Source organism: Shouchella miscanthi, from assembly GCF_007725405.1.
In the GTDB taxonomy this organism is placed as follows: domain Bacteria; phylum Bacillota; class Bacilli; order Bacillales; family Bacillaceae_D; genus Shouchella; species Shouchella hunanensis.
In genome coordinates this window covers 3,004,461-3,029,290 of record NZ_CP042163.1, presented here as the reverse complement: position 1 = coordinate 3,029,290, position 24,830 = coordinate 3,004,461, and the positions used below count along the sequence as shown (strand labels likewise).

The following is a 24,830-nucleotide window of genomic DNA, read 5'->3' as shown; positions in this document are numbered from 1 at the left end:
GTGTACGTACAATTTGTGTATGCTTCCAAAGAGACGGACATAAAGGATAGAGTGAAAATGGAGTTTAACCAAATTATTAGCGTTATTGGCGTCAGTCTTATAATCATATTGACTATATGGATTTGGCAAAAAGCCTCCCATCGCAAGCAAACAGATGTTAAGAAAGTCACACTTCGGCAAATTGACCAGATGGATGGACACGCCTTTGAAGACTATATGGCTGTAGTCTATGCAGCGAGCGGATTCAGGACGTGGCAAACGAAAAAAAGCAGAGATTACGGTGCTGATTTAGTCCTAACAGATGATGAAAATGAAACTACGGTCATTCAATTAAAGCGCTATAGAGCAAATCTGGGCTTAAGTAGCGTACAAGAGATTTATGCAGCAAGAGCGTACTATCAAGCATCAAAAAGCGTTGTTCTGACAACGGCTGAAAGCGTAACAGACTCTTGTTGGCAATTAGCGGCGATGACGGACGTTCATTTTTTAGTACGTGACGATATCGAGGAAATGATTAAGCTTATTAAAAAAGACAAGTGGGAGGATGTGTACTGGCTACTAGCCACTCCGCATATCCCTGAAAAGAGCAATCGGAGCAACCAATTAGATAAGGTTGCCACCGATGGGAGAAAAATTCAGGTTGGTGATTATTTCCTTAAGTAAGTTAAAAGTACTGTTCGATTTTTTTGACGATGTCTTGAATACACGATTCATCGTTAATTAAGTCATAATCTTGAATATTAAGCTTCAACACAGGACAAGCAGTAAAAGAGGCAATCCAGTCTTGATAACGACCGTGCATTTCTTCCCAATAGGTTGTAGATGTTTGTTTCTCCATTTCTCTACCTCGACTTTGAATACGGTTGATGATGGCATCTAAATCACCGTCTATATAAATGAGAACATCTGGAGTAGGAAAATAAGGATTTAACACCATGGCTTCAAATAGGCTGGTATACGTTTCATAGTCGACTTTCGTCATCGTTCCTTTATCTGCATGCATTTTTGCGAAAATCCCCGTATCTTCATAGATAGAGCGATCTTGCACATAGCCCCCACCATCTTCTACCATTGCTTTCTGTTCTTTAAATCGTTCTGCTAAAAAATAAATTTGAAGATGAAAGCTCCACCGTTCAAAATCTGCATAAAATTTATCTAAGTATGGATTGTTGTCTACTTTTTCAAAAGATGTTTTGAATTGTAATGCGTGAGCAAGTTTTTTCGTCATTGTCGTTTTGCCAACACCTACAGTACCAGCGACTGTAATAATAGCGTTAGATGGAATATTAGTCATATTTATTCTCCTTTAGTGGGCCAAATGTAGACGTAATCTGATGAATGATTGAATAAAGGTCGTCTTGATTCATGACAAAATCAAGGTGAGTCGTATCAATGGTTAACACAGGAATGACGTCACTTATGGCTGTCATGGCTTGATCGTAGTCTTGCATTAAAGATTCAATATAAAACGGATCCATTTTTCGTTCAAACGAGCGATCTCTTTGTTTAATTCTGTGCATGATCGTATCGAAATCAGCTTTTAAATAGATAATCGCTCTTGGTTTAGGTAGCGGCTCGCTTACGATGTTGTATATACGTTTATATTGATCATACTTTTGTTCATCTAGCGTCTGATGAGCAAAAATGAGATTCTTACCTATATAATAATCGGATAAGACAGTTTGTCCTTTTTTAAGTATTTTTCCGATATCTTCTAATTGTTTCACTCGATTGCAGAGAAAAAACATTTCTGTTTGAAAGCTCCACGCATCCATATCATCATAAAATTTTTCTAAAAACGGATTTTCAGCTACAATCTCGTACAATCGCTCCGTTTGATAGTGCTCGGAAAGTTTTGTTACGAGTGTGGTTTTTCCTACGCCAATCACGCCTTCAACACAGATGAATGTCCCATCCATTTACCATCACTCCTTTCTTTTGTTCTAAACGACTTTGATAGTGTATCATTTTTTAAGATGCCTGAACACCGACCGTTATCGCTGTTTATGTTACACTGTATATATAAAATAGAGTGAGTAGGAGGGAGTCTGCGTTAGCAGCAAGTAGATGAGTCATTTTAATGAAACCATTAATCGAGTTGGAACGGATTCAATGAAATGGGATGGTGCCAAAGATAGATTTGGTCAAGAGGGTTTGTTGCCACTATGGGTAGCAGACATGGACTTTAAAGCACCTCAACCTGTTATTGATGCATTAAAAGAAAAAGTAGAACATGGGGTCTATGGATATACCGCAGCTTCTCCTGCTGTAAATCAATCCATTGTTAACTGGCTTTCGAACAGGTACAACTGGACCATTCAAGAATCTGACATTGTTCATGTGACGGGTGTTGTTCCAGCTATTAGCAATTTAATTCAAACATTCAGCGAAGAAGAAGACGATATTATTATTCAGACACCTGTATATTACCCATTTTATGATGTGATTGAAAAGAATAATCGCAACGTTGTTAAAAACCCTCTGCTTTTAAAAGATGGACTGTATAAAATGGATTTCGACGGTCTTGAATCAATGATAACAGAAAAAACAAAAATGTTGATTTTGTGTCACCCGCACAATCCTGGTGGTCGAGTGTGGTCGAAAGAGGAATTAAGTAAGCTTGCATCGATTTGTCTAAAGCATAATGTATACGTCATTTCTGATGAAATCCATGCAGACTTGTTGTTTGATGGTTATAGCCACACACCGTTTGCCTCTGTAAATGAAGCGTTTGAAAATCATGTGTTTACAGCATTAGCACCAACGAAAACGTTTAATTTGGCTGGTGTTCAAGGCGCGTATGTTGTGATAAAGGATCCAGCTCTTCGACTTAAGTATCGACAAGTGCTAGCAAATACCTTCATTGGCGCGAATATGTTTTCACAAGTTGCAACGAAAGCTGCCTATGATCATGGATTGCCATGGTTAGAGGAGTTAATGAGCTATATTCAAGAGAATTATTCATTGGTGGAAGATTACATCGGTACCCATATGCCAAAGATTCAATTAATGAAACCTCAAGGTACGTATTTGTTATGGATGAATTTTGAAATGCTTGGGTTAACGGCAGAAGAACGAAAAAAATGGCTACTTGAAGAGGCAAAAGTGGCATTAAATCATGGGCCCATTTTTGGTGAGGAAGGCAAACACTACGAGCGAATGAATCTTGCTACATCAAGGGAAACCTTGATGAAGGCACTTGATCAACTTCATAAAGCTTACAATCAAAAGCAGTTTTAAGCAGGAAAGCGTTCATTTTTAGCGAAATACATGAATGGACAAGCTTGCAGGACGAATGAGTGAAGAGGAGTCGGTTAGTAAAATGATAAACCCTTCTAATTATTTGCTTGACGAACTTGAAAAGGAATGTACAGATCAGCTGCAACGAGAGCTAGTGGAAAAAGAGCGTGAGTTGCTCGAATGGGTTGTGTCAAACCACTTTCAGCAAGTGTTTAAGGAAATAAAAAGCTCATAATGTAGAAAGAGGGGCGTTTTATGAAGACGTTCAAGCTATACGCAATGCAAGTAATTGATGGGCAGCAAGGGAAGGTAACACAAGAGCCCATTCCGCTTCATGAGGGACTCATTATTAATATGGAAAATGAGGAGCATACCTGGTTTATTGATGCGGTAATTTCTAAGGAGGATGCTCGTTTATTTGAACGAGAGCAGGAAGCGGAACGTCATATTCTCGTCAGCGTTGTCATTACGAGTAAAGACAATCATCCAGCTGTTATGATTACTTCTATTGAATCGATTACGGATTTAAAAGAAGGAAAGAGCATTATTTTGAAAGGAAAGATTGTTTCAGGTCGTGACGATGTTTTAGAAGACGTATTTGAGGATATTCTAGAAGAAGGTATTCAGCGTGAATCACTTTTATCAGAATATAAAAGTCGTGTTGAAAAGCTAGATGCATACTCTGACAAAACGATTGCAGAAGTATACGATCAACTGAAGAAAAGTGAAAAATATCATCTCCACTAATAGTAAGCCTGCTATCATTTTTTGATAGCAGGCTTTTTTATTTGTGAATACGTTGTTCCTGTTTGCTCATACTACATGTATCTCGTGCAAAAAAAGGGGTCTAAGAACAACGTGGAAAATTCAAAGAAAATGTGGGGATTATTATCATTGTCATCTGTACCCCTTGTCATGACATTAGGTAATTCGATGCTTATTCCTGTTCTCCCAAAAATAGGAAGCGAATTAGATGTAAGTTCTTTTATGGTAAGTCTTTTAATAACTGCTTATTCAGTAGTAGCAATTATTTTTATTCCTGTTGCAGGATATTTATCGGATCATATCGGGCGTAAACAAGTTATTATTCCAAGTTTAATCTTAGCTGGAATAGGAGGACTTGTTGCAGGGTTAGCTGCGTGGAAATTAGACCATTCTTATTGGATTATTTTTATTGGTCGATTGTTGCAGGGCATAGGTGCCGCTGGTGCAGCACCTATTGTTATGCCATTTGTTGGTGATTTGTTTAAAAAGAAACAAGAAGTGAGTGAAGGATTAGGAATAATTGAGACTTCTAATACGTTCGGAAAAGTGCTTAGTCCGATATTTGGAGCTTTATTAGCTTCAATTATTTGGTATTTACCGTTTTTTGCTTTTCCGGTCTTCTGTGCTATTTCTATTATCATGGTGTCTTACCTTATTGAAACACCTCCACAAAAAGAAAAACCTAAAAAATTTAAGCAATTTCTTAAATCAGTGAAGCAAATTTTTAAACGCGAAGGCCGTTGGTTATACACAGTCTTTATTACTGGTGGCATTCTTATGTACATTCTCTTTGGTATTCTCTTTTATTTATCTACTTTTTTAGAAGAAAGTCATCACATTCATGGCGTTAGAAAGGGAGTTATGCTTGCATTTCCTTTACTTGCGCTATGTTTAACTTCTTATGTAGCTGGAAAGGGAATTGGACAAGATCAGCTAAAAATGAAGTGGTTAACGGTTGGTGGGCTATCTCTTCTCACTCTAGCTGTGTTTGTCATTTCGTTTAATAAGGAGTTGTATATGATGTTGACAGCACTATTTGCAGCTGGTATTGGTATAGGTGCTACGCTACCAAGTTTAGATGCGTTTGTGACAGAAGGCATACCCGCAGAACAGCGAGGTTCTATTTCTTCTTTTTACAATAGTACACGGTTTATCGGTGTTGCGGCAGGTCCACCATTGTTTGCGATTTTTATGAAAGGCCATCATTTTCTAACATTTACAGGAAATGCGTTCGTGATCTTACTCACCATCTTACTTGTTTTATGGGGCATACGACCGCAAAAAAAAGGAAGGCAGACATGGTAGGATTAGAACTCAGTTGGGTTTTCCTCTATAATTTACGGTACATACTGTAAAAGTGGGAGGCTATCATGCGAACGTTTCAAGATAAAAATGGCTATACAGTCAACCTCGTACTTGGAGATGAATCGCCGTTTACATCGTCACCTAAACATGTGCTTATTATTGCGCGGCATCAAGGTTCTTGGGTTTTAACGGACCATAAAGCAAGAGGGTATGAATTTCCAGGTGGTAAAGTTGAAATGAATGAAGAGCTTGAGGCAGCGGTAAAGCGTGAACTATGGGAGGAAACAGGTGGATACGCTCAGTGGATTTCCTATATTGGTCAATATGAAGTTCAAGATCCACAAGAGGTCTTTTATAAATCAATCTATGCCGTTCAAATCAAACGGTTTGACGAAACGCCTTCTGGATTTGAAACAAATGGACGAAAGCTGATAGAAGAATTACCTATTGGAATGAAGGCAGATAAACGGTTTAGCCCCATTATGCAAGATGACGTAGTTCCACAAGCGGTTCAATACGCCATTTCAACCGGGTTATTTAACTAAAAAACGGTACTATACAAGCAAATAACGCCCTCATTGAAGGGCGCTAAATGCTATATTTCGTCATTTTTTTCTCAATGTATTCAACGAAGATATACATAAATGTGGCTAATATTGCGATAACAAGTAAACTCATGAATACAAGATTGAAGTTAAATACTTGGAAGCCATATATGATTAAATAGCCTAATCCTTGTTTTGAAACAAGGAATTCCCCGACAATGACGCCGACCCATGCAAGGCCAACATTCATTTTTAAAGTGGAAATAATGACCGGGATAGATGCAGGATAAACGACATTAAAAAAGATTTGTTTTTTTGAAGCAGAGAACGTTTGAAGCACTTTTATATAGTTTTCATCTACCTCTTTGAAAGCTGTATGAACGACCATTGTGGTAATAATAACAGAAACAAGCATTCCCATAGCGATAATGGAACCGATGTTAGGACCAATGCCAACAATTAAAATCGGTCCAATTGCTACTTTCGGCATAGAGTTAAGAATCACTAAAAAGGGATCAAGAATGGTCGATAATCGTTTTGACCACCAGAGTAAAGCAGCCAAACAGGTACCGACAATCGTTCCAAGTAAAAAGCCAACGATCGTTTCAAACATTGTTACAGACGCATGAATCCATAAAGTGCCAGCTGTTATGTGCTCATAAAGCAATGTAACAATGCGTGACGGCATACTGAATAATAAAGGATCAATCCATGCCAAGCGAGACGCAAGCTCCCATATTGCAATAAGAACGACAATGATCGTGATCTGGGTTATCCTCACAAAACGCTTTTCTTTTTTCTTTTCCAGAACAAATTGCTCATGTAATTTAGTTGGATTCAAACCGATCCAGCTCCTTCCATATTAATTGGAACTGGTCTTGAAAATCTTTATGCTGTCTACTTTCAAATGGCGTACATGCTCGAATTTCTTGAGGAATCGTAAAGACTTGAGCAACTTTACCTGGTCGAGGTGAAAAAAGAATGACACGATCGCTCATCGCAATGGCTTCACTAATATCATGAGTAACGAGAATAGCGGTTTTTTGTTCTGCTTTCAATGTGTGTGAAACTAAATCTTCTAGTTTTAACTTTGTTTGTTGATCTAATGCTGAAAAAGGCTCATCAAGAAGAATGAGAGAAGGGTCTGTTGCTAATGTACGAATTAAGGCAACACGTTGTCTCATCCCTCCAGATAAAGCTTTAGGAAGATCGAATTTCTTATCGGCCAGACCGAATCGCTCGAGCCATCGGAGTGCTTTCCGGTGAGAGACTTCATTATGGGTTCCTTGAATACGCTGCCCAAGGGTCATGTTTTTTTCGATTGTTAACCAAGGGAACAGATAGTCGTGTTGCAGCATATAGCCAATTGATTCCGTATTCTTTATATAAAGTGAACCACTGGTTTGTTCAAGTAAGCCAGCAATAATCGATAGCAGAGTTGTTTTTCCGCATCCGCTTGGGCCAATAAAGGAAACAAACTCTCCTTCTTTAATCGTTAGTGAGACATTTTCCAGGGCGGGAAAAGCGCCAGACTCGTTTACGTAGGTTAAGGAGACTGAATCAATTGATACATCCGACATGATTTTCCTCCTCTACTCCATTGACTTCGAAGCAATGGCTGTATTAACAAGTTCATCAAATGGAATATGAAGTGGGAGTTCGCCCGCTTCATCCATAATAGCAAGTAGTGTAGACCAGGCTTCCTCTGTCAATAAAGGATCCGTCGCATACGAACCCTGGTCTTTGTATCGCTCTACCGCGCTAGTGAGAATGTCTAGTTCTGTATCTTCAAAGTAGTCTTGAATAGACATGGCTATAGTGGAAGAATCTTCATTTTTTACATACTGTTGACCTTTGTAAATGGCACTGGCAAATCGTATGAGCGCTTCTTCATCTTTTTCAATCATGCTCTGTCTTGCCATAAATGACGTATAGGGAACACGACCAGATTCTGCGCCAAATGAAGCGACGACATGACCAAGACCTTCTTTCTCAAATGTAGAGGCCTGAGGTTCGAACAATTGTACGTAGTCACCTGTACCAGAAGCAAAGGCACTAGGAATGTTGCCAAAATCCACATTCTGCAAGAGTGTTAAGTCGGTTCGGGGATTTATATCATGTTGCTTTAAAACAAATTCCCCTACCATTTGTGGCATTCCACCTTTACGTTGACCTAAAAAAGTTGTTCCTTTTAGTTCGCTCCATTGAAACGAATCAACTTGGTCACGAGCAACGAGAAAAGTGCCGTCGGTTTGCGTTAATGCAGCGAAATTAATGGCTGGATCTGTTGCTTCTTGGCCAGCAACATAAATAGAGGTTTCAGACCCAACAAGTGCGATGTCGGCACCGCCAGATAACAAAGCTGTCATCGTTTTGTCGCCGCCCCACGTTGTCGTTAATTCGATGGAAAGGCCTTCTTCCTCGAAAAATCCTTCTGAGAGCGCAACATATAATGGCGCATAGAAGACAGAACGTGTGACTTCCGCGACTTCAAGCGTTTCTGTAGGGCCATCTGACTGACAGCCTACTACGAAGGCGAGTGAACAAGCGACAGATAGAAAAGCAAGCAATCGTTTCATCGTATCACTCCTTACATGTTATTGTTAGCATTAGAACAGAAAAAAGATTTTATTGTTACACTATGCGCTAAGTAGGAAAAGGGTGTATGCCTAAAAGGAGGGTTTTATGATCATTGAAAAAATAAGAGTACCCTCACCTAGTAGGAAAATCCATTTATTTGAAGTGACATATAAAAGCAGTGGTTTCAACGTGATCGGCTTAATGGCTGAACCCATCAATCAAACAGGACTACCTGGGTTACTCTACTTAAGAGGTGGCATTAAAACGGTTGGAATGGTAAGGTCACAGCGAATCATTCAGTGGGCGAGTGAGGGCTTTGTCGTGTTTGCTCCTTACTACCGAGGAAATCGTGGTGGTGAAGGACGTGAAGATTTTTGCGGGGATGATCGATTTGATGCCATCAATGGATTTGATTTACTTGAGCAACATCCTTCTGTTGCGTGTGAAAAGGGAATTCATGTTGTCGGCTTCTCTCGTGGTGGTATTATGGCGCTTTGGACAGGGTTATATCGGCCGCAAACGAAAACAGTGACGTCTTGGAATGGCATTACGGATATGGTCCTTACCTATGAAGAGCGGATTGATTTAAGGAAAATGATGAAGCGAGTAATCGGAGGAACGCCATGGAAGTATCCAGATCGGTATGAAGCAAGAACACCATTAAAACACCTTAGTTCTTTTTCACCAAAACTTTTACTAATACATGGAGAAAAAGACCAACATGTCTCGAGTGAGCACGTCTATCAACTGTTGGATTCCATTCCAGAAGCGAAACAACATCAAGTGGAAACATGGCTTTTTCCAGAGTATGAACACCATTTTCCTGCGACAGCACAGGCTACGATACTAAAAAAAGCGGCTAGTTGGATGCAAAAAAAGAGTAGATCGTAATCTACTCTTTTTACTGTTTAGGTACCGTTGGCCCTGCTTGTTGGATACTTGCTTTAGCAGAAGAAAAACGGACGAAATTATCTGCGAACTGGCTTGCTAAAGCGCTAGCTGTTTTATCATATGCAGCTTTATCAGCCCAAGCGTTTCGAGGATTTAATAGTTCATCTGGGACACCTGGGCAACGAGAGGGTAGGTGGAGTCCGAAAATGGGGTCTGTTTCCGTTTCAACCTGGTTGAGTTCTCCTTGAAGTGCAGCTTCAACCATTGCTCTAGTGTAGCGTAGCTTCATTCTGCTCCCTGTTCCATAACTTCCACCAGTCCAGCCAGTGTTTACTAAAAATACGTCAACATCGTTTGCTTCGATTTTTTCACCAAGCATGGATGCATATGTTTCAGGCTTCCTTGGTAAGAATGGTGCGCCAAAGCAAGTAGAGAATGTTGCCTCGGGTTGAGTGATGCCTCTTTCGGTTCCAGCTAATTTACTCGTGTACCCAGACAAAAAGTGATACATAGCTTGCTCTTTTGTTAGTTTGCTAATAGGAGGCAATACTCCAAACGCATCGGCGGTTAAGAAAATGATTGCAGTTGGACTTCCAGCAACACTAGGCTTTAATGCATTCGGTATGGCTTCAATGGGATAAGCCGCTCTCGTATTTTCTGTAAACTGTGCATCATCGTAATCAGGCTTTCCTTCACTTACTGCAACATTTTCGAGTACAGTACCAAACGAAATCGCATTCCAAATTTGTGGTTCTTGCTCCTGTGATAAATGTATGCATTTCGCGTAGCAGCCGCCTTCAATATTGAAAATGCCTGTTTCCGTCCATCCATGCTCATCATCACCAATAAGTGAACGGTGAGTTGAAGCAGATAGCGTTGTTTTACCTGTACCGGATAGACCAAAGAAAAGTGCTGTTTCTCCATTTTCATTCGTGTTAGCCGAGCAGTGCATTGGCAGCACATTTTCATCGGGCATTAAGTAATTCATCACGGAAAACATTGATTTCTTCATTTCGCCAGCGTACTCGGTTCCACCAATTAAAACAACGCGCTCTTCGAATGAAATGATGACAAATGCTTCTGAATTTGTTCCATCAATTGCTGGGTTTGCCTTAAAAGTTGGCGCACTCACAATGGTGAACGGCTCTTGATTGCTTTTTCCAGGTTGACCTTCACGAATAAATAGTTGACGTGCGAAAAGGTGGTGCCAAGCGAATTCATTAATATATGTGATTGGAAGTTGATAAGCAGGATCCGCACCTACAAATCCATTTGAAGCGTATCGAACATCTTTTTGCTGTAAATAGTATAACACTTTCTCGTAAAGCGCTTTAAATGTGTTTCGTGAGATGGGTTGATTCACTGAGCCCCAATCAATGGTAGAGCGAACACTTGGCTCATCGACAATAAATTTATCTTTCGGAGAGCGACCTGTATACGTACCCGTTTGAACTGATAACGCACCAGTGTTTGTAAGTTCACCTTCATGATTCATTAATGCTCGCTCTACTAAAGCTGGGACAGGTAGCTGATGAACTGTTTTAGGGCTAGAAAGCAACTGTTCTAATTGTGTTGATCCATTTACTATTTTCATAATCGGCTCCTTTAAGGTCAGTGTTCGTGGTATTAGTATAACACATTGTATTAAATAATCCATACTAAAGTGAAAGATGGTTGAAAGAAATGATACATATCTAATAAGGGCAAGTGCAGCAATAGGTATATCATCTAAAAAAAGAAATCCGCTCTACTGCCTTTTCCCTTTTAAAGTCAGGTAAACTATGTTATGCTAATGTCCGAAAACGAACAAAGCGCAGCCTATTGATTGATTTACTTTATTCCATTAAACGTCACTCGGTTCTTTTACATAGTGCGTTGAAAGCGACTATGGAATAGTGAAGAATGTTCATAGGTAAAGTTATACTGCTTTTTAAAACAGATAACATCACGCTTTTATCAAGAGAAGGTGGAGGGACAGGCCCTTTGAAACCCAGCAACCATCACTTCCGTGAAAAGGTGCTAACCTGCAGAACATCTTTGTTCTGGGAGATAAGAGGCGATCGATAGACAAGTCAGCTCTTTTCTCATGTAGAAAAGAGCTTTTTCTTTTTGTAAACATACGTGAACAATAAGATAAAAACGATACGGATAAGTTGCGATTATGTGTCCGGGGGCATAAGATGCCTTTAGCCTACTTACTAAAATCAGATCTGATTTGTTCGTTTTTAGTTTTTAGAATACTAGATGCTTCCGAGCGAGAGTTTGGAATAAGGGAGGACTTTATATGTCTGAAAAAAGAGGAAAGCACTTATTTACATCAGAGTCAGTTACGGAGGGGCACCCAGATAAAATTTGTGATCAAATTTCTGATGCGATCCTTGATGAAATTTTAAAGAGAGATCCGAATGCGCGTGTTGCGTGTGAGACTTCGGTAACAACGGGTATGGTTCTTGTTGCAGGTGAAATTACAACGAGCACGTATGTTGATATTCCAAGTGTAGTGCGTGAAACGATTAAAGGAATTGGCTATACGCGTGCAAAGTATGGTTTTGATGCTGAGACATGTGCGGTTATTACGTCAATTGACGAACAATCTGCTGATATTGCTCAAGGTGTTGACCAAGCTTTAGAAGCACGAGAAGGGCAAATGACGGATGAAGAAATTGAAGCAATTGGTGCAGGAGACCAAGGGTTGATGTTTGGTTTTGCATCAAACGAAACGAAGGAGCTTATGCCGCTTCCAATTTCACTCAGTCATAAATTAGCATTTCGTTTAAGTGAAGTGCGTAAAAACGAAACCCTTGATTATTTACGACCAGATGGTAAAACACAAGTAACCGTTGAATATGATGAAAACGATAAGGCTGTTCGTGTAGATACAATCGTTATTTCGACACAACATGCACCTGAGATTACACTGGAACAAATTCAAGCAGACATTAAAGAGCACGTTATTAAAGCCGTTGTTCCTGCTGAATTAATGGATGAGAAAACAAAATTCTTTATTAATCCAACGGGCCGATTCGTTATTGGTGGACCTCAAGGAGATGCTGGATTAACAGGAAGAAAGATTATTGTTGATACTTATGGCGGTTTTGCTCGTCATGGTGGCGGTGCGTTCTCAGGTAAAGACGCAACAAAAGTTGATCGCTCAGGAGCTTATGCTGCTCGTTATGTGGCGAAAAACCTTGTCGCTGCAGGTCTTGCGGAATCTTGTGAAGTACAGCTTGCGTATGCAATTGGTGTGGCACAGCCAGTTTCTATTTCCATTAATACATTCGGCACTGGTAAAGCCGATGAAGAAACGCTTGTGTCACTTGTAAGAAAACATTTTGATTTACGTCCTGCTGGCATTATTAAAATGCTTGATTTGCGCCGTCCGATTTACAAGCAAACAGCTGCTTATGGTCACTTTGGCCGCGAAGACGTGCAACTTCCTTGGGAAAGAACAGATAAAGCAGAAGTACTAAAAGCAGAAGCCTAAAATCAATAATGAAGCTCCTCAAACATTGTTTGGGGAGCTGTTTTTGTTCATGACCTATGTAAGGAGTTAGTGACAATCATCTACTTGTTTATAGTATTGACCTTTTTCTACATATTCTGTGCGAATTCGTTCCATATCTTTTCGGTCAGCTTCTGTCAACTCTCGTACGACTTTTGCTGGTCTTCCTAATGCAAGGGTGTTTGGGGGAATGGTTTTTCCTGGTGGTACTAAACTTCCAGCGCCAATAAACGCACCTTCACCAACTTCTGCGCCATCAAGAACAATAGAGCCCATGCCAATGAGCGCATGTTTACGAACGATCGCACTATGAAGGGTCACTTGATGACCAATTGTAACGTCATCTTCAATAAGAAGCGTTCGATTAGGACTTTGATGAAGCATGGATTGATCCTGAATGTTTACACGTTTGCCAATACGAGTAGGCGCCACATCGCCACGGATAACGGAATGAAACCAAATGCTTGAATACGCACCAATTTCAACATCTCCAGTAATAACCGCGTTACTTGCTACATAAGCCGTTGAATCAATAAACGGTTTTTTATCGTGATAAGGTAAAATCATCTAAACCTGTCCTTTCCTAAAAGGGATAAAATCAGCTATACTGATTTTATCGTACGTAAGATAGAATAGCTAGATAAGGAGGAAATGTCGTGCGTTATTTTGAAGTGCCAGAACCCCGAGGAGTAGCTGTCATTGTCCATGGTGCAGGTGAGCATAGTGGACGCTATCATTGGTTAATAGAAAAATGGAACTTACACGGCTTTGACTGCTTAATTGGTGATTTACCAGGTCAAGGAGAGTCGAGAGGAAAGCGAGGTCATATTGACTCGTTTAAACAATACATAAAAACAGTCGATCGCTGGTTAAAGCAGGCACGTTCAAAGCATTTGCCAATTGTCCTTGTTGGTCACAGTATGGGTGGGTTAATTGCCATTCGCACGTTAATCGAAAGGGATAATTCATTTATCGAGGCAGTTGTGCTATCTTCACCATGCTTGCAGTTAAAGATGCCTGTTTCTCCACCAAAGAAGGCAGCTGCGAAAGTATTGAATCATGTGGTGCCAACGTTTAGTTTGCAATCAGGTTTAAAACCTGAGCTTACGACTCGTAGTGAAGTCGTTCGGGAGGAATATACAAAGGATCCTTTACGTGTTACGAAAGTATCAGCGCGTTGGTATCACGAATTAACAAAAGCGATGCTTCAAACAAGGCGTTATCCGGAAAAGATGCCGAATATTCCTATCTTATTAATGGTTGCTGGTGAAGATCATGTTGTCGATAGCAGTGCAGCTTTCACGTGGTTTAATCATCTAGATCTTAGTCATAAAATGGTAAAAGAGTGGAGCGGTTTGTATCATGAGCTTTACAATGAACCGGAGAAAGAAGAGGTCTTTCGCTATACAATTGGTTTTGTGAACATGCTTATTCGATGACTTCCTTCCTCCTCTTTCCTTTGTTATAATGAAGGAAAGGAAGTGATACTATATGAGCAGATCAAAAGCAAAAAAGCAGCGAGAAAAACGCATCCGTGAAGGAAAGCGAAATCCAGCACTTAATCGAGGCGTTTATGCAATGGCTGACTTAGCGACGAGAAAAACAAAAACAAAACAAGAATATATGGAGCAACAAAGACAAAAAACCCGTCGCTTTGATGAAAGCGACGAGTTTTTTTTAGTTTGGACGAAGATCCCGTTGCACAACGTCTAATTTTCCGGTTTCTGGACTGATGACAAGTCCATGAACGCTTACATCTTTAGGTAACAAAGGGTGGTTCACAATTAAATCAATACTATGTTTTACGCTATCCGTAACGTCATCGAAGCCTGTTAAAAATGCGTCAACGTCTACACCTGCATAGCGCAAGGAATCAATATGATCCATTTGAATGCCACGATCTTTCGCTTTTTGCAGTACACCTTCTGAAGAAAGCCCCGTCATACCACAACCATAATGCCCGACTACATAAACCTCTTCTGCACCTAGCTCATAAATGGCAACGAGGATACTCCTCATAATACTACCAAAAGGATGAGAAATAACGGCTCCGGCATTTTTTACAATTTTTGCATCGCCGTTTCGTAAATCCATTGCAGAATGAAGGAGTTCTGTAAGCCTTGTATCCATGCACGTAAGAATAACCATTTTCTTTTGTGGAAATTTACCAACAGAAAATTGTTCATACTGCTTGTTTTCTACAAAAGATTGATTAAATGCAAGAATCGTATCTAGTTTACTCATGATTAAATGCTCCTTTTCATTTACGTTTTTCTATAACAACCACAAAAGGTGGATTGTTGCGTTGGTTTATGAATTGATACATAGCAACGTGCGCCTCTTCTTGCGGCAATGAACGTGTATAGTCTAGTACCGCATCCTTTTCTACTTTGCCTTCAGGATGACCGTGGTAAATAACGAGAATTATACGTCCTTCGTTCGTGAGCTGGCAATAGATTTGCTTAATCGCTTCAATGGTTGTATCTCCTGTAGTGGTAATACGTTTGTCTCCCTTAGGCAAATAGCCTAGATTAAAGACAGCTGCTTTTATGGCAGCGGACTTAAATGTAGACAAGTGACAAAGTTGTTCATGCCCCATCTGATGGAGTTCAACTCTATCAGCCACGTTCGCTTGGTCTAATCGTTCAGCAGTGGCCTGAACAGCGTCCGCTTGTATATCGCAACTAATGACCATGCCTGTTTCCCCTACAAGTGTAGCGAGGTAAAGCGTGTCGTAGCCGTTACCTGCAGTCGCATCAATGACCGTATCTCCAGCTTGTATCACCTCCTGTAAAAGTGTACGTGCAAACGGTAAGATCCCTTGTAATTTCATGGTGTAACTCCTTCGTAAAGCTTTCCTTGCCAACTATTACGCTTTTGAAACTCTGCTTCAATACCGTTCAGAACAGACCATTTATTCGTACTCCACATAGGACCTATGAGAATATCAGCTGGGCCATCACCTGTTAACCGATGGATCATCATTGTTGGTGGGAGCACTTCAAGTTGATCGACAACAATCTTTGTATAGCGCTCTTGATCCAGTAGGTCAACATAACCCTTTTCGAATTGTTTGACCATCGGCGTTTTTTTGAGAAGATGAAGCAAATGTATTTTAATTCCTTGTACATCGAGCTTGGCCACTTCTTTTGCTGTGTCTAGCATCATGTTCTCTGTTTCAAGGGGTAATCCATTAATAATATGAGCGCAAACGCGAATGCCGCGTGCTCGGAGCTTCGCAACGCCTTCTTTATAGCAGTCATAGTCATGAGCACGATTAATAAGCTGTGCCGTTCTTTCGTGAACCGTTTGCAGTCCTAACTCAACCCATAAATAGGTGCGTTCATGTAGTTCAGCTAAATAGTCAATGACTTCTTCTGGTAAGCAATCTGGTCTAGTGGCAATGGATAACCCCACGACGCCTTCTTGTTTTAAAATCGTTTCAAAATACGAACGTAGCGTTTCAACAGGGGCATATGTATTGGAATAGGCTTGAAAATAGCCAATGTATTTGTCTGTTTTCCATTTTCGCGCCATTTTCTCTCTTTGAGAATGGAATTGAGTGATTAAATCATCTTTTCGATCACCAGCAAAATCGCCGGAACCTCGTTGACTACAAAACGTACAGCCACCATAAGCAACACTGCCGTCACGATTTGGACAATCAAAACCGGCATCAAGGGAGATCTTCATTACCTTTGAGCCGAAATGATCTTTCAGATGATCATTCCACGTATAATAAGGTTTTGCGTTTTGGTTGTTGTTTAACCTATTGAACATGTGAACCACCATTGCCTTTTAAAGAATAAGATTAGTGTATCATCTCTTTCATTAGAAGTCTTCTCCTTCTTTTTAAAGAGCTAATACTATTGCTAAATGGGTTGATTTCTTCTAAACTGGTGAGGGTTTTGTAACGCTAAAGGAGGCAGGTTTATGCCTAAATCTATATGGATTTTAATTATTGCGACGGCAATTAATATTACAGGTGCGTCTTTTTTATGGCCTTTAAACGCTGTTATTATGACGCAAGTGCTCGGACAAACGTTAACGGCATCCGGCATCGTGTTAATGATTAATGCTGGTGCCGGGGTGTTAGGTAGTCTAATTGGTGGTAGACTTTTTGATAAATTAGGTGCGTATCGAACGATTTTAATAGGAGCATCGACATCCGCAAGTGCTTCCGTTTTACTTGCGTTCTTTTTTGAAACGTATACGCTATATGGCTTATTTTTAGCATGTATGGGTTTTGGATCTGGGATGATGGCGCCAGCTATGTATGCATTAGCCGGAAGTTTATGGCCAGATGGAGGAAGACGACCATTTAACGCCATCTATGTCGCTCAAAATGTCGGCGTTTCTCTAGGGACTGCATTAATTGGGATTGTCACACTTGTTCGTCTAACGGACGTGTTTATTGCCAATGCGGCAGTGCATGTGTTTATGCTTGGATTTATCGCCTATTTCTTTCGCCACTGGGGTGGACAACTTGGTCGGACTGCTGACTCTAGTCTTTCTATTTCTCATAAAGTTCCATTTAAGAGACAATACCGCTTGCATGCACTTATTATTGTCTGTGGTGCATTCTTTATTTCTTGGCTTGGTTATACACAGTGGCAAGCGAACGTGTCAGTTCATATTCAAGACCTAGGCATTGCACTTCCGCTTTACAGCGTACTGTGGACAATAAATGGCTTACTTATTGTCTTTGCTCAACCACTTATTGCCCTTGTTATTCGGAGGTTCCGCTTAAGTATTAAAGGGCAAATGACAGCAGGCATTATTATCTTTGCATTGTCGTATATCGTGTTAACTCAAGCAAGTGTGTTTTCCATGTTTTTAGTGGCGATGCTTATCTTAACGATCGGGGAAATGTTTGTTTGGCCAGCGGTACCAACAATTGCCAATCAGCTTTCACCGAAAGGAAGAGAAGGATCTTATCAAGGCATTGTCAACAGCATTTCAACTGGTGGAAGAATGATTGGACCTCTTCTAGGCGGCTTAATCGTTGACTTTTATTCAATCGAACTCTTATTTTTTATCATTAGTGGACTCTTGTTGCTATCATTACCACTCGTTCGGCTATATGATCGACCTTTGCAAAAAGAAGAGAAACTAAAGCAATCCGCTTCATGATAGGGAAAATAGGTATATGCCTGCTTGACATTGGGCATAACTTTGCATACAATGACGATAATAATCGATAATGATAACACAGCCATAAAGGAGTAGTAGTGAGCGCTTGGACAGAAGAGAACTGACGGTAGGTGCAAGTCAGTCAGATAGCGTAGCGAACTCGCCTTTTAGTGATTAAGAATGAACATAGAGTAGTTCTTAACGGAACACACCGTTATGTGTAAGTGATTAAGCAGCAAGTGCTTAATAAACTGGGTGGTACCGCGGGATATAACAGCTCTCGTCCCTTTGACAGGGATGGGGGCTTTTTGTGTTTTATCGACATGGAAAAAGGAGGAATCGCAATGTCATTTTCACATCAACAAATCGAAAAGAAATGGCGGACGTTTTGGCACGACCATAAAACGTTTAAAACGACAGAAGATCAGAATAAACCAAATTTTTATGCCCTTGACATGTTTCCATACCCATCAGGTTCAGGGCTGCATGTAGGACATCCAGAAGGGTACACGGCAACAGATATTTTGGCGCGTATGAAAAGAATGCAAGGGTATAACGTTTTACACCCAATGGGGTGGGATGCGTTTGGTCTGCCAGCAGAGCAATATGCGCTTGATACAGGAAATCATCCAGCGATTTTCACAAAAGAAAACATTGAAACTTTTAAGCGACAAATCCAAGAACTTGGGTTTTCCTATGATTGGGATCGTGAAATTAGCACGACAGATGCTGACTATTATAAGTGGACTCAGTGGATCTTTATTAAACTGTATGAAAAAGGCCTCGCTTATGTGGATGAAGTCGCTGTAAACTGGTGTCCGGCTCTTGGAACGGTACTAGCAAACGAAGAAATCGTTGATGGCGTAAGTGAACGTGGGGGGCACCCAGTTGAGCGACGTCCAATGAAGCAGTGGGTACTTCGTATTACGGAATATGCCGATCGCTTGCTTGAGGATTTAGAAGAACTTGATTGGCCTGAAAGTTTGAAAGACATGCAGCGCAACTGGATTGGTAAATCAGAAGGTGCAGAAGTGGCATTCAAGATTAAAGGTGAAGAAGTGCGTGTATTTACCACGCGACCTGATACGCTTTTTGGCGCAACATACATGGTTCTTGCACCGGAGCATAAACTTGTTGATCAGATTACAACGAGTGAGCAAAAGGATGCAGTAGAGACATACAAGAAACAAGTTTCACTGAAAAGTGACTTAGAACGTACGGATTTAGCAAAAGAAAAGACAGGCGCATTTACTGGTGCGTATGCGATTAATCCAGTTAATGGTGAAGAAATTCCTGTCTGGATTGCGGACTACGTGCTTATAAGCTATGGTACGGGTGCTGTTATGGCGGTTCCTGGTCATGATGAGCGTGATCATGAGTTTGCAACAACGTTTGACCTACCGATTAAAGAAGTGGTTGCTGGTGGAGACGTCTCGAAAGAAGCGTACACAGGTGATGGAGAGCATGTAAACTCTGATTTCTTAAACGGTATGAATAAAGCCGATGGGATTGCTAAGATGATAACTTGGCTTGAAGAAAAAGGAGCAGGGACGAAGAAAATTACGTACCGCCTACGCGATTGGCTATTTAGCAGACAGCGTTATTGGGGTGAGCCAATTCCTATTATCCATTGGGAAGATGGATCCATGTCGACGGTGGACGAAAGTGAGCTACCGCTCATGTTGCCAGAACTAGATGAAATTAAACCCTCAGGTACAGGAGAATCGCCGCTTGCAAATGCAACAGAGTGGTTAGAGGTAACCGATCCAAAAACAGGTATGAAAGGCCGTCGTGAGACAAACACGATGCCACAATGGGCTGGTAGCTGCTGGTATTACTTACGCTATATTGATCCTACTAATGAAGACGTGCTTGTTGATCCTGAGAAAGCAAAAGCGTGGCTACCAGTTGACATTTACATCGGTGGTGTGGAACATGCCGTCCTTCATCTTCTTTATGCACGATTTTGGCATAAATTTCTATATGATATTGGCGTTGTACCGACGAAAGAGCCATTCCAAAAACTCTTTAACCAAGGTATGATCCTGGGCGACAATAATGAGAAGATGAGTAAATCAAAAGGGAACGTCGTCAATCCTGACGATATTCTTGCTAGTCACGGTGCTGATACCCTTCGTTTGTATGAGATGTTTATGGGACCACTTGATGCGTCTGTTGCTTGGTCAACAAATGGACTTGATGGATCCAGACGTTTCTTAGAGCGTGTGTGGCGACTAATTGTAAACGAAGAAACAGGCAAATTAAACGAAAAAGTGCAAGAAGCCGACGCGACAGATGTGCTCATACGAACGTATCATCAAACGGTGAAAAAAGTAACCGAAGACTTTACTGAAATTCGTTTTAACACAGGCATTTCACAGCTAATGGTATTCGTTAATGAAGCAAACAAACAAGAGGTGTTGCCAAAAGAGATGGCAGAAGGATTTGTGAAGTTACTTTCACCAATCGCCCCTCATATCGCCGAAGAAATTTGGCAGAAGCTGGGGTATGATGAATCCATTGCTTATGCTGCATGGCCAACGTATGATGAGACACTTCTAGTCGAAAATGAGATTGAAGTCGTCGTCCAGATTAATGGCAAAGTCAAAGCGAAGTTAATTGTCGCGAAGACTGCATCAAAAGACGAACTAGAGGCAGCTGCGAAAGCAGATGATAAAGTGCAAGAAGCGATTGGAGACAAAACCATTCGTAAAATCATCGCTGTTCCTGGAAAGCTAGTAAATATTGTTGTAGGGTAATACAAAAACAGGATGCCAATTTGGCATCCTGTTTTTTAATCTTTCGTTTGAAGCGCAGCCCCAGCTCCTGCTGTGTAACCAGTAGAAAAGGCACACGTAATATTATATCCACCTGTATAGCCATGAATATCAAGAACTTCACCGCAAAAATAAAGCCCTTTTGTTTTGCGTGATTGCATCGTTTTTGGCTCAATTTCTTTTACGCTTACGCCACCACCTGTAACAAATGCTTTTTCAATGGAGAGGGTTCCGTTTGCTTTTAATGGAAACGCTGTTAGCGTCTGAGCCAGCTTGCGCAACGTATCGTGGGATGTATTGGCACATACTTCTTGCTCGTCAATGTGTAAGTCTTTATAGAGAAACGTCAATAAACGTTCAGGAGCAAACCCTTTTAACACCGTTTTTAACGCTTTTTTTGGTTCAGCTTTAACTAATTTCACCAATTGTTGGAAAAGATCTTCATGGGTAGAACCAGGAAATATTTGAATATGCATTGGAATCCATTGTGCCTCAAACTTTTTCAATGCTTTTACGACATATTGGCTACAACGCAGTGCTGCTGGACCTGAAATACCAAAATGTGTGAAAATCATGTCCCCTTCATGGGTTTTAATTTTCTTTCCGTTTGGTGCAGTCACCGTTAGTTCAATTTCTCGTAGGGACAACCCTTGTAAATCTTTATTTGTAATGAACGGTTGACCAATCGTAATGGGAACTTCCGTAGGGTAAAGCTCAGTTATCGTATGCCCTGCTTTTTTCGCCCACGGATAGCCACTTCCATTACTTCCAGTATGGGGAACGGACTTTCCGCCAGTAGCAATTATGATGGCTTTTGTGAAGATGGTGGTCTCATCTTTTAAAAGAATCTTATGAGGACTTTCGTCTTCAAAATGAATGTCCTTTACTTCTGTATTTGTGCGAATGTCGACTTTTAATGCTCGAATCCGATTCAATAATGTATCAACGACTGTTTGCGCTTTATCACTTACAGGAAACATTCGGCCACGATCTTCTTCTTTTAATTGAATGCCTAGGTCTTCAAAGAATGTAATAATATTTTCGTTATCAAAAACCGAAAAAGGACTATGCATAAATCGTCCATTTCCAGGGATATGTTCAATTAATTGCTTTCGTTCCATGCGGTTTGTGACATTACAACGTCCTCCACCTGATATAGCTAGCTTTCTTCCTAGTTTCGTACCTTTATCAAGTAAAAGCACCTTCGCTCCATTTTCAGCAGCCGCAACAGCTGCCATTAAGCCGGAAGGGCCTCCACCAATGATTACAACATCGTACATCTATTTTTCCACCTAACGTTTTAACGATCTCTTTCTATTGTACACATTCTATCGCAAAACAAAAGCACGAAAATGTTGCAGGAAAAAGAAGAAAAAGAGCGAACGTTTCTTTTAGTACGAAGAGAGGATGATAAATATGGCGTTAGAAACAAAACAGAAAGTAGAACACATTCACGAGCAAATGGTCATGTGGCGCAGACATCTACACGAGCATCCGGAATTATCGTTCGAAGAAGTAGAAACACCCTTATACATAGAAAAGCAGTTACGAAAATTAGGCATTACGGATATAACCACTGGTGTAGGTGGACGCGGTATTGTGGCGCGTATAAAAGGAGTCAAACCAGGAAAAACAATTGCGTTCCGTGCCGATTTTGATGCACTTCCTATTGATGAAGAAAACGATGTGTCGTACGCCTCGAAAGTACCTGGAAAGATGCATGCTTGTGGGCACGATGGACATACGGCTGCGTTACTCGGGTTTGCAGCGATCATGAAAGATCAAGTTGAACAATTAGCAGGTACGATAGTGCTCATTTTTCAACATGCGGAAGAGCTTCCTCCTGGTGGAGCGAAAGAAATGATCGCAGATGGCTGTTTAGACGATGTTGATGTTATCTTTGGTGCGCATGTATCAAGTCACTTACCTCTTGGAAAAGTAAGCTGTACCCCAGGAGCGGTTATGGCAGCGGTAGATAAATTTCGTATACATATACAAGGAAAAGGTGGGCATGGGGCGCAACCCCATACGACTCTCGATTCCATTGTTGTCGGTAGTCAGCTTGTGAACGAATTGCAGACAATTGTGAGTAGAAGAGTTGATCCAATGGCTCCAGCTGTTGTAACAGTAGGCGTCTTTCAAGCGGGCACAGCCTTTAATGTCATTGCAGATACAGCAACGATTGAAGGAACGGTTCGTACGTTTGATGCTGGGGTTCGCCAAAAGGTTGAAGACGAGCTTCGAGCAATTGTGAAAGGGAAAGAACAAAGTACTCACGTCACGACAGATGTTGACTATCTAAATGGTTATCCGACACTTGTTAATAGTGAAAAAGAAAGCGACATCGTTCGTCAGCTAGTAACAGATGTTTTAGGAGAAAATAGTGCTATGATGGCTCCACCTATTCTAGGAGGAGAGGATTTTGCGTATTATTTAACAAAAAAGCCAGGCGCTTTCTTTCATGTAGGTGCACGTACAGAGGAGGCGTACACCCAATTTCCTCATCATCATCCCCGCTTTGACTTTGATGAGCATGCATTAAACCATATAGCGTCTCTATTTTTAGCACTAACAAATCATTACTTGATTGAAAATGAAATCTAGCCTTACTGTAGAACAAGCTGCACCGCTTCCATACGATTGCTGGAATCAAACGGAGTCAGAACAAGGGACTCTGGCTTCCAAAATCGTTTTAAGGAAGAGGTGCATTTTTTGGTACAGTAATGCTTACTTGACACACATACATCCCACACATGACGATTATAGTTACTTTTAATAGGGTAGAAGAACAGAAGTCACATAGTAGAAGGAGTTATTCAATGAAGACTTTTACAATTCATACGGAAACACATAGTGCTATGATTGATATTACATCTGATGTTAAACAAGTAATTCAAGAAAATGGAATAAAAGAAGGGTTTGTTATTGTTCAATCCCTTCATACAACTGCGGGTATTACTGTAAATGAAAATGCTGATCCCGATGTTGTGACTGATTTTTTACGGCGTCTTGACGAAGTGTACCCTTGGGAGCATCAACAAGACCTACATATGGAAGGCAACACGGCGGCGCACTTAAAAACGTCAACAGTGGGTCCTTCTCAAACTATACTCGTATCAAATGGTAAACTTGTGTTAGGAACATGGCAAGGCATTTATTTCTGCGAGTTTGATGGACCTCGACGCAACCGATCATTTGTTGTGAAAGGAGTTCAAGCATGAAAACGATAGAAGCGAAACGAGTATGGAACGGCAAAGCGCGTTTAGGAGAAGGTCCTTTTTGGGATGATCAAGAGCAACGATTATTATGGGTTGATATTGAAGGCTATAAATTACATGCCTATGACCATAAACATGACACTACAGAGACGTTGCCTTTTGCACAACATGTCACTGCCGTTGTGAAAAAAGAGCAAGGTGGCTTATTACTGGCAATGAGGGATGGGCTTTACAGCTATTATCGGGATCGCTTAACCCCTCATATGAGGCTGAATGAAGAAACCGTTCGGTTTAACGATGCAAAATGTGATCCAAGCGGGCGTCTTTGGGCAGGGACAATGGCATTTGATGGGCAGTCCACGATCGGAAAATTAGTCGTTTTCGATGAAAATGAAGCGATTGAAGAAAAACGTGATGGCTTAACGATTTCTAATGGGATGGCGTGGGATGAGCAAAAGCATTTGTTTTACCATAATGAAACCGTGACGAGTGAGACAGCTGTTTTTAGCTACGACCCAGACGATACGAGAAAGATAACAAGAGTTGGCACTGTACCGATTCATTATGACGAATACGGTGGAGCACCAGACGGGATGACCATTGATAGTGAAGGGAAGCTGTGGGTTGCATTATGGGGAGCCGGTGCTGTGATTCGAGTTGACCCTGAAACAGGCAACGTATCAGAAAAAATAACCGTACCTGCTTCAAATACGACTTCCTGTGTGTTTGGTGGTACAAATTACCAAACCCTCTTTATCACAACTGCTTCAAAAGACGGAGAAGAGAAAAGTGGAAATTTATTCTGTGCAACCCTTGACTGTAAAGGAACGGCATCCATTTCTTATAAAGGAAAAAGAAGTGGTTTGTAATGAAA

General features: G+C 40.8%; 26 protein-coding genes, 1 riboswitch and 1 other annotated feature. Of the genes, 15 read left to right on the top strand and 11 right to left on the bottom strand.

Translation table 11 applies throughout. The annotated features are described in order from the left end of the window. Positions 1-57 precede the first annotated feature (57 nt). Positions 58-663, top strand: a complete 606-nt coding sequence (locus tag FPV17_RS15360; RefSeq protein WP_035393829.1) for a restriction endonuclease — start codon at positions 58-60, stop codon at positions 661-663. Between the two features lies 1 nt (position 664). Here the strand turns inward: FPV17_RS15360 and FPV17_RS15355 are convergent, their stop codons facing one another. Beyond that, the gene (locus tag FPV17_RS15355; RefSeq protein ID WP_144559398.1) at positions 665-1,294 is read right to left on the bottom strand and encodes a deoxynucleoside kinase; all 630 of its coding nucleotides are present in this window, start codon (positions 1,292-1,294) and stop codon (positions 665-667) included. After that, the gene (locus tag FPV17_RS15350) at positions 1,287-1,919 is read right to left on the bottom strand and encodes a deoxynucleoside kinase (RefSeq protein WP_144559397.1); all 633 of its coding nucleotides are present in this window, start codon (positions 1,917-1,919) and stop codon (positions 1,287-1,289) included. The genes FPV17_RS15355 and FPV17_RS15350 overlap by 8 nt, the downstream gene beginning before the upstream one ends. A gap of 148 nt (positions 1,920-2,067) precedes the next feature. Here FPV17_RS15350 and FPV17_RS15345 point away from each other — a divergent pair, with 148 nt between their 5' ends. The 5 genes from FPV17_RS15345 (at position 2,068) to ytkD (ending at position 5,855) form a co-directional block, all read left to right on the top strand. After that, a complete protein-coding gene (locus FPV17_RS15345; protein WP_060703761.1) occupies positions 2,068-3,240 on the top strand; it encodes a MalY/PatB family protein in 1,173 nt (390 codons plus the stop codon). A gap of 34 nt (positions 3,241-3,274) precedes the next feature. Beyond that, on the top strand, positions 3,275-3,475 hold the full coding sequence (locus tag FPV17_RS15340) for a hypothetical protein (protein WP_035393833.1): 201 nt from the start codon (positions 3,275-3,277) through the stop codon (positions 3,473-3,475). Between the two features lie 20 nt (positions 3,476-3,495). Beyond that, positions 3,496-3,987 carry a YwpF-like family protein gene (locus FPV17_RS15335; RefSeq protein ID WP_144559396.1) on the top strand — a complete coding sequence of 164 codons (492 nt, stop codon included), beginning with the start codon at positions 3,496-3,498 and terminating at the stop codon, positions 3,985-3,987. Positions 3,988-4,008: 21 nt separating this feature from the next. Further along, positions 4,009-5,310 (top strand): MFS transporter, encoded by a 1,302-nt coding sequence (locus FPV17_RS15330; protein ID WP_367614609.1) that lies wholly within the window; start codon positions 4,009-4,011, stop codon positions 5,308-5,310. Positions 5,311-5,375: 65 nt separating this feature from the next. Further along, on the top strand, positions 5,376-5,855 hold the full coding sequence (gene ytkD / locus FPV17_RS15325) for an RNA deprotection pyrophosphohydrolase (protein WP_144559394.1): 480 nt from the start codon (positions 5,376-5,378) through the stop codon (positions 5,853-5,855). A 43-nt stretch (positions 5,856-5,898) separates the two neighbouring features. Here the strand turns inward: ytkD and FPV17_RS15320 are convergent, their stop codons facing one another. From FPV17_RS15320 to FPV17_RS15310, 3 genes are read right to left on the bottom strand one after another with little or no spacing between them, the layout of a single operon-like run. Further along, on the bottom strand, positions 5,899-6,696 hold the full coding sequence (locus tag FPV17_RS15320; RefSeq protein ID WP_035393838.1) for an ABC transporter permease: 798 nt from the start codon (positions 6,694-6,696) through the stop codon (positions 5,899-5,901). After that, positions 6,683-7,435 carry an ABC transporter ATP-binding protein gene (locus FPV17_RS15315; protein WP_144559393.1) on the bottom strand — a complete coding sequence of 251 codons (753 nt, stop codon included), beginning with the start codon at positions 7,433-7,435 and terminating at the stop codon, positions 6,683-6,685. The genes FPV17_RS15320 and FPV17_RS15315 overlap by 14 nt, the downstream gene beginning before the upstream one ends. 12 nt (positions 7,436-7,447) lie before the next feature. Continuing rightward, the gene (locus tag FPV17_RS15310) at positions 7,448-8,434 is read right to left on the bottom strand and encodes an ABC transporter substrate-binding protein (protein WP_144559392.1); all 987 of its coding nucleotides are present in this window, start codon (positions 8,432-8,434) and stop codon (positions 7,448-7,450) included. Between the two features lie 106 nt (positions 8,435-8,540). Between FPV17_RS15310 and FPV17_RS15305 the strand changes: the two genes are divergently transcribed. Further along, the gene (locus FPV17_RS15305; RefSeq protein WP_144559391.1) at positions 8,541-9,326 is read left to right on the top strand and encodes an alpha/beta hydrolase family protein; all 786 of its coding nucleotides are present in this window, start codon (positions 8,541-8,543) and stop codon (positions 9,324-9,326) included. A gap of 10 nt (positions 9,327-9,336) precedes the next feature. On the opposite strand, the gene pckA is transcribed toward FPV17_RS15305, so the two are convergent. Then, a complete protein-coding gene (pckA, locus tag FPV17_RS15300; RefSeq protein WP_144559390.1) occupies positions 9,337-10,920 on the bottom strand; it encodes a phosphoenolpyruvate carboxykinase (ATP) in 1,584 nt (527 codons plus the stop codon). Positions 10,921-11,276: 356 nt separating this feature from the next. Beyond that, positions 11,277-11,382: riboswitch (SAM riboswitch) on the top strand. 228 nt (positions 11,383-11,610) lie between these two features. Here pckA and metK point away from each other — a divergent pair. Further along, positions 11,611-12,810: a methionine adenosyltransferase gene (metK, locus tag FPV17_RS15295; RefSeq protein ID WP_055736184.1), complete on the top strand. Its 1,200-nt coding sequence runs from the start codon at positions 11,611-11,613 to the stop codon at positions 12,808-12,810. Positions 12,811-12,876: 66 nt separating this feature from the next. Here metK and FPV17_RS15290 read toward each other — a convergent pair whose 3' ends face one another. Next, complete coding sequence (locus FPV17_RS15290; RefSeq protein WP_035393846.1) at positions 12,877-13,395, bottom strand: gamma carbonic anhydrase; 519 nt, start codon at positions 13,393-13,395, stop codon at positions 12,877-12,879. An 89-nt stretch (positions 13,396-13,484) separates the two neighbouring features. On the opposite strand from FPV17_RS15290, the gene FPV17_RS15285 reads away from it, so the two are divergent. Together FPV17_RS15285 and brfA are read left to right on the top strand one after the other, a co-directional pair. Continuing rightward, positions 13,485-14,267 (top strand): alpha/beta hydrolase, encoded by a 783-nt coding sequence (locus FPV17_RS15285; RefSeq protein ID WP_060703763.1) that lies wholly within the window; start codon positions 13,485-13,487, stop codon positions 14,265-14,267. A 52-nt stretch (positions 14,268-14,319) separates the two neighbouring features. After that, entirely contained in the window at positions 14,320-14,541 is a 222-nt protein-coding gene (gene brfA, locus FPV17_RS15280) for a ribosome rescue factor BrfA (RefSeq protein ID WP_035393848.1), read from the top strand. Here brfA and FPV17_RS15275 read toward each other — a convergent pair. From FPV17_RS15275 to mnmL, 3 genes are read right to left on the bottom strand one after another with little or no spacing between them, the layout of a single operon-like run. Next, positions 14,506-15,072, bottom strand: coding sequence for a beta-class carbonic anhydrase (locus FPV17_RS15275; RefSeq protein WP_144559389.1), 567 nt, complete (start codon positions 15,070-15,072; stop codon positions 14,506-14,508). The two genes, brfA and FPV17_RS15275, sit on opposite strands and share 36 nt — an antisense overlap. A gap of 16 nt (positions 15,073-15,088) precedes the next feature. Beyond that, positions 15,089-15,661, bottom strand: coding sequence for a tRNA 5-(aminomethyl)-2-thiouridylate-methyltransferase MnmM (gene mnmM, locus FPV17_RS15270; protein WP_144559388.1), 573 nt, complete (start codon positions 15,659-15,661; stop codon positions 15,089-15,091). Next, positions 15,658-16,608, bottom strand: a complete 951-nt coding sequence (gene mnmL / locus FPV17_RS15265) for a tRNA modification radical SAM protein MnmL/YtqA (RefSeq protein WP_144559387.1) — start codon at positions 16,606-16,608, stop codon at positions 15,658-15,660. Before mnmL ends, mnmM begins: the two co-directional genes overlap by 4 nt. Before the next feature lie 153 nt (positions 16,609-16,761). Between mnmL and FPV17_RS15260 the strand changes: the two genes are divergently transcribed. Then, on the top strand, positions 16,762-17,961 hold the full coding sequence (locus tag FPV17_RS15260) for an MDR family MFS transporter (protein WP_144559386.1): 1,200 nt from the start codon (positions 16,762-16,764) through the stop codon (positions 17,959-17,961). Positions 17,962-18,034: 73 nt separating this feature from the next. After that, positions 18,035-18,252 (top strand) — a binding site (T-box leader). A 53-nt stretch (positions 18,253-18,305) separates the two neighbouring features. Continuing rightward, positions 18,306-20,720 carry a leucine--tRNA ligase gene (gene leuS, locus FPV17_RS15255; protein ID WP_144559385.1) on the top strand — a complete coding sequence of 805 codons (2,415 nt, stop codon included), beginning with the start codon at positions 18,306-18,308 and terminating at the stop codon, positions 20,718-20,720. A 35-nt stretch (positions 20,721-20,755) separates the two neighbouring features. Here leuS and FPV17_RS15250 read toward each other — a convergent pair whose 3' ends face one another. Then, the gene (locus FPV17_RS15250; RefSeq protein ID WP_144559384.1) at positions 20,756-22,018 is read right to left on the bottom strand and encodes a BaiN/RdsA family NAD(P)/FAD-dependent oxidoreductase; all 1,263 of its coding nucleotides are present in this window, start codon (positions 22,016-22,018) and stop codon (positions 20,756-20,758) included. A 136-nt stretch (positions 22,019-22,154) separates the two neighbouring features. Here FPV17_RS15250 and FPV17_RS15245 point away from each other — a divergent pair, with 136 nt between their 5' ends. The 3 genes from FPV17_RS15245 to FPV17_RS15235 all read left to right on the top strand — a co-directional run bounded on the left by FPV17_RS15245 (position 22,155) and on the right by FPV17_RS15235 (position 24,825). Further along, the gene (locus FPV17_RS15245; RefSeq protein WP_144559383.1) at positions 22,155-23,342 is read left to right on the top strand and encodes a M20 metallopeptidase family protein; all 1,188 of its coding nucleotides are present in this window, start codon (positions 22,155-22,157) and stop codon (positions 23,340-23,342) included. Positions 23,343-23,557: 215 nt separating this feature from the next. Then, positions 23,558-23,959, top strand: a complete 402-nt coding sequence (locus FPV17_RS15240; RefSeq protein ID WP_035393853.1) for a secondary thiamine-phosphate synthase enzyme YjbQ — start codon at positions 23,558-23,560, stop codon at positions 23,957-23,959. Further along, positions 23,956-24,825: an SMP-30/gluconolactonase/LRE family protein gene (locus tag FPV17_RS15235; protein ID WP_144559382.1), complete on the top strand. Its 870-nt coding sequence runs from the start codon at positions 23,956-23,958 to the stop codon at positions 24,823-24,825. Before FPV17_RS15240 ends, FPV17_RS15235 begins: the two co-directional genes overlap by 4 nt. Positions 24,826-24,830 lie beyond the last annotated feature (5 nt).